The sequence below is a fragment of the Myxococcus sp. AB025B genome (assembly GCF_006518215.1).
GTDB lineage: Bacteria > Myxococcota > Myxococcia > Myxococcales > Myxococcaceae > Myxococcus > Myxococcus fulvus.
On sequence record NZ_SRLW01000483.1, the window covers coordinates 1 to 4,748 of the forward strand.

The 4,748-nt window shown below is 70.8% G+C and carries 1 protein-coding gene and 1 pseudogene; both read right to left on the reverse strand.

All coding sequences use genetic code 11. From position 1 onward, the window contains the following. The coding region (locus tag FL311_RS41255) for a response regulator (RefSeq protein WP_141333098.1) at nt 1-4,187 on the reverse strand (4,187 nt) is incomplete at its 3' end. A gap of 99 nt (nt 4,188-4,286) precedes the next feature. Further along, nucleotides 4,287-4,748, reverse strand: a pseudogene (locus tag FL311_RS44575) (glycosyl transferase family 1); the annotation flags it as partial.

Consider the following 4,748-nt stretch of genomic DNA (forward strand, 5'->3'; position numbering starts at 1 on the left):
CTCTTGTAGCGAGCCAGCTCCAGCTCGGCGACCTTGAGCGCCTTGCTCTTCTCCTGGACGGACTGCTGCAGGCGGGTGACCTCCTGCGTCTTGATGGCCTCGCGCCGCTCGAGCTCCGCCTTCTGCTTGGTGTTGAGCTCCTCGATCTCGCGCAGCTGACGCGCCTCCAGGTCCTTGCGCTCCTTCTGGGCGGTGGCGAGGCGGGCGGCGGCCTCGTTGGCCTTGCCCTCGGCGGCGGCCACCTTGGCGGCCAGGTCCTTCTCCGCGCGGGCCTTGGCGCCCTGCGCGTTCTCCACCGCCAGCTCCAGGTCCTGCACCTTCTTGGTGCGGGTGGCGAGCTGGGCCTGCAGGTCCTTGGCCTTGGCGTCCGCGTCGGCCGCCTTCGCCTGGGCCTCCTGGGTGAGCTGGGCGATGCGCTGCTCGGCCTTGGCCAGCTTCGCCGCCAGCTCGTCGGACGCGCGCTTCGCCTCGGCGCGCTCCTGCTGCCAGGCCTGGGCCGCTTGCGCCTGGGCCGCTTGCGCCTGCTGGAGCTGTCCGGCCAGGCCTTCGCGCTCCTGGGTCAGCTTCTGGTGGCTGGTGCCCGCCGCGCGCAGTTGCTCCTCGCGCTCGCCGAGCGCCTTCTTCGCCAGCTCCAGCTGGTTGTTCAGGCCGGCCATCTGCTGGCCGAGCCCGTCCGCGTGGCGCTTGGCGTCGGTGGCCTGCGTCTGGAGCTTCGTCTCCAGGGCCTTCAGCTGCTCGGTGCGGGTGGCGACCTCGCGGTTGAGCACCTCGGCCTGACGCATCTTCTCCTGCGTCACCTGGGTGAGCTTGCGCAGCGTGTCCGAGAGCTCCTTGCCCTTGGTGGCCAGGTCGTTCTGGAGCAGCTCCTCGCGGCGCTGGGACTCCTCGGTGAGGGTGTCCAGGCGCTCCTTGAGGTTCGCGCGGGTGTCCTCCACCTGGGCGAGCTGCGCGGTGAGCTGGGTGACGTCCGCGACGCGGGCGCCCAGCTCGTGCTTGGTGATGGTGAGCTGCTCGCCCAGCTCCTCCGCCTGGTTGCGCGCCTCGTTGAGCTCGCCCTCCAGCGTGGACTGGGTGCTGGCCGCCTGCTGACGGCTGGTGGTGTGCGCCTGCTGCTCGCGCGACAGGGCGTCGCGGGTGGCGGCGAGCTGGCCCTGCACCTGCTCCAGCGTCTGGCTGGTGGCCTCCAGCTCCGAGCGCAGCCCGTCGCGCTCGCCGGTGAGCGCCTCGATGGTGGCGCTCGTCTCGGCGGCGAGCTTCTCGTGCGCGGCGCGCTCCGCCTCGTAGTTGCCCAGCGTCTCCGACAGCTCGCCGCGCAGCTGGCCGATCTGTCCGGTGAGCAGCTGCTCCAGCGCGTCCTTGGCCTCGCCCAGGGCCTGGAGCTCGGCGATGCGCTGGTCCCGCTCGCCCGTGGTCCGGGACAGCGAGGCCTGCGTCTCCTGGAGCACCGTGCGCGTCTCGTCCAGCTCCAGCTTGAGCTGATCCCGCTGCGCGGTGGTGGTGCCCAGCTCGTCGCGCGTCTCCTCCAACGTGTTCTGCGTCTGGGTGAGCGTCTGGCTGGTGGCCTCCAGCTCGCCGCGCGTCTCGGCCAGGCTGCCCTCGGTCTGCGAGAGCGTGCCTTGCGTCTGCGCCAGCAGCTGCTCGGTCTGCGCGAGCGTGCCTTGCGTCTGCGCCAGCGTCTGGCTCGTCGCATCCAGCTCGCCGCGCGTCTCGGAGAGCGTCTGCTCCGTGGTGGCGAGCGTCCCCTGGGTCTGCGCGAGCTGCTGCTCGGTCTGCGTGAGCTGCTGCTCGGTCTGAGCGAGCGTGCCCTGCGTCTGCGCCAGCGTCTGGCTGGTGGCGTCCAGCTCGCCGCGCGTCTCGGAGAGCGACTGCTCCGTGGTGGCGAGCGTGTTCTGCGTGTCCGCCAGCTGCTGCTCGGTGCGGGAGAGGGTGTCCTGCGTCTGCGCGAGCGTCTGGCTGGTGGCGTCCAGCTCCCCGCGCGTGGAGGACAGCGCCTCCTCCGTCTGGGCCAGGCGCGTCTGCGTCTCGGACAGCGACTGGCTGGTGGCCTCGAGTTCGCCGCGCGTCTCGGACAGCGACTGCTCGGTGGAGGCGAGGGTGCCCTGCGTGTCCGCGAGCTGCTGCTCGGTCTGCGCGAGCGTGCCCTGCGTCTGCGCCAGCGTCTGGCTGGTGGCCTCCAGGTCTCCGGTCAGCTCGGAGATGCGCTGATCTCTCGTGGCGACATCGCCCTGGAGTCCCTCGATGGTGGACTCGCGCTGGGCGACGGTGTCCTCGAGGGAGGCGACGCGGGCCTGGAGCTGCTCGCCCTGGTTCTGGGCCTGCTCGAGCTGCGAGGTGAGGGCCTGGATCTGCCCGGTGAGGTCGGCCTCCTGCTCGGCCTTGGCGGCGCGGACCTCCTCCAGCTGGCGGGTGAGGTCCTCCTCCAGCGCGTCCTTGGCGACGCGCAGCGCCTCCAGGCGGCCGGTGAGGTCCTCCTCCAGCGCGTTCTTCGCCTCGGTGAGCGCCTGCAGCTCACCGGTGAGCTCGGCCTCGCGGTCGGCCAGGTGTGCCTTGACGGCCTCGACCTCGCCCTCCAGCTCGCCGATGCGCTCCAACTGCTGCTGGATGTTGGAGTTGAGGTCCGCCTCGGTGCGCTCGTTGCGGGCGATGGTCTCCGACAGCTCGCGGTCCAACGCCGAGATCTTGGCGTCGCGGTCCTCGATGCGCTGGCTGAGCTCCGCCTCCTGGGCGTCCTTGTCCAGCCGGAGCTGATCCCGTTCGCCGGTGGTGCGCGCGAGGTCGGTCTCGAGATCCGCCACCTGCTGGCTGAGCCGCGCCTCGAGCGCGTCGCGCTCCGCGTTCAGCCGGGTGATCTCCTCGTCGGCGCGGGCGCCGTGCTCCTCGGCGGCGGCGGCGCGCGTCTCCAGGCCGCGCACGGTGGCGTCGCGCTCCTGCTCGGTCTGCTGCAGCCGCTCCTGGAGGGCCTGGAACTCGCCGTCCAGCTCGGCGTAGCGCTGATCCCGCTCGCTGATGGTGCGGCCCAGCTCCGCCTCGAAGTCGTCACCGCGCTTGCCCAGCCGGGCCTCTTCGGCCTCGTGCGCGCGCACGCTGTCCTGGAGCTTCTGCTCCTTGACCTCGAACTCCAACGTGACGACGTTGAGGTGCTTGTCGAGCTTCTCGTATTCGCCGCGCAGGTGCTCCAGCTCGGCGCCCCGCCGCGCGAGGTCGTCGTCGCGGTTGTGGACCTCCTTGCGCAGCAGGTTGATGTCCTTCTCCTTGGAGGCGACGACCTCGATGAGGTCCTTCTCCGAGGAGAACTTCTGCAGCAGCAGGTCGTCGACGGTGGCGCCGTGCTCGCGCTCCTTCTGGAGCATCGCCTGCTGGGCCTCGTTGAAGCGCCGCAGCAGGTCGTCCACCTGCATCTTGAGGCCCTGCAGCTCCACGTCCTTCTCGTGGAGGCGGTCCTCGCCGGAGAGCAGCTCGCGCTCTCGCACGCTCCAGATCTCGGAGAGGCGGGCCAGCTGGGCCTCGCGCGTCTTGAGCTCGTCGCGGAGGATTTGAATCTTCCCCTCCGGCGTGCCCATCAGCTCGCGGCGCGGGGGAGGGCGCTTGAGCTGACGCGACTCGGCGAGCAGCTCCGCCTTGCGGTCGGCGATGGACTGGAAGGCGCGGTCCAGGAAGGCGCGGTCCTCCTCGGTCATCGCGCTGCGGCGCTCGCGCTTGGGGAGCTTGGGCGGGCCGCCGGCGCTGGTGCGGATGCCCGGCATGGGGGGCGGCGCCTCGCGCGGCGCGTTACCGGCGAGCGCGGCGTCGAGCGATGCATCCGACTCGTCCTGGCCCGGTGGCATGATGTCCGTGCTCATCGTGGCCAGCTCACCCATCTCGAAGGGGATGACGAGGTAGCCGTCCGCCGCGCCCGGGGTCTGTCGGTGCTGCGCGAGGCCCTCGACGCCCGTGTGGGAGGAGACGAGAAGGACCTTGAGGTTCTGGCCCCACTTGCCCTTCTTGATCTGCCCGCACAGCGTGAAACCGGATTGATCCGGAAGCTCGGCCCGAAGGACGACGAGATCCGGTCGGCGCTTCTCCAGCTCGCGCTGCGCGTCCGTCGCGGTCGCCGCCATGGCGGTCTGGTAACCCGCGCTCTTGAGCACGGTCGCCATGCTGAGGGCGAAGTCGTTCTGGCTTTCAACGATGAGGACGCGGCGCTCCATGAAGCCCTTTCACCCGTAAAAAGTGCAGTGAAAACCGCGACATCCTACTGGGCGGGAGCGACGCTTGGAAACTTTCCGGAGGGTGCTCGGTTGGCTGCTTCACGAGCCCTTGCCGCGAACGACGCCTGGTGCACGGGGGGCGGAGGGTGTCCGGGATGGATCCGCGCCGTCGTCCCGCCCCGGGAAGGTGGTGGGGGGCGTGTGGCGCGCGAACTGAGTGCCTTCCGGTGGACAGTAGCCGTGGGCGAGCTGGGCGAACCAGGGGTTCAGCGTCGAGGAGAGCGGCTCTGGCGGGGGACCCTCGTCCTCGTCGGGGATGGGGTCCGCGTCGGCTTCCTGGAGGTCGTCCTCGTCGTCGACGAGCTGGGCGGCGCTGCTGGCGGAGACCTCGGCGTCCTCGACCTCGTCGCTGCTGATTTCGTCAGGCTCATCGTCCAGACGTGGGCGCGAGTGGGGCGGAGTGGGGCCCGCCTCCTCGCCATCCTTGATGGCGTGGGCCTCGTCCTCGGAGATCTCCTCCGGTTCGTCCTCGGCTTCGGGGGACCTGATGGCGGGCAGGCC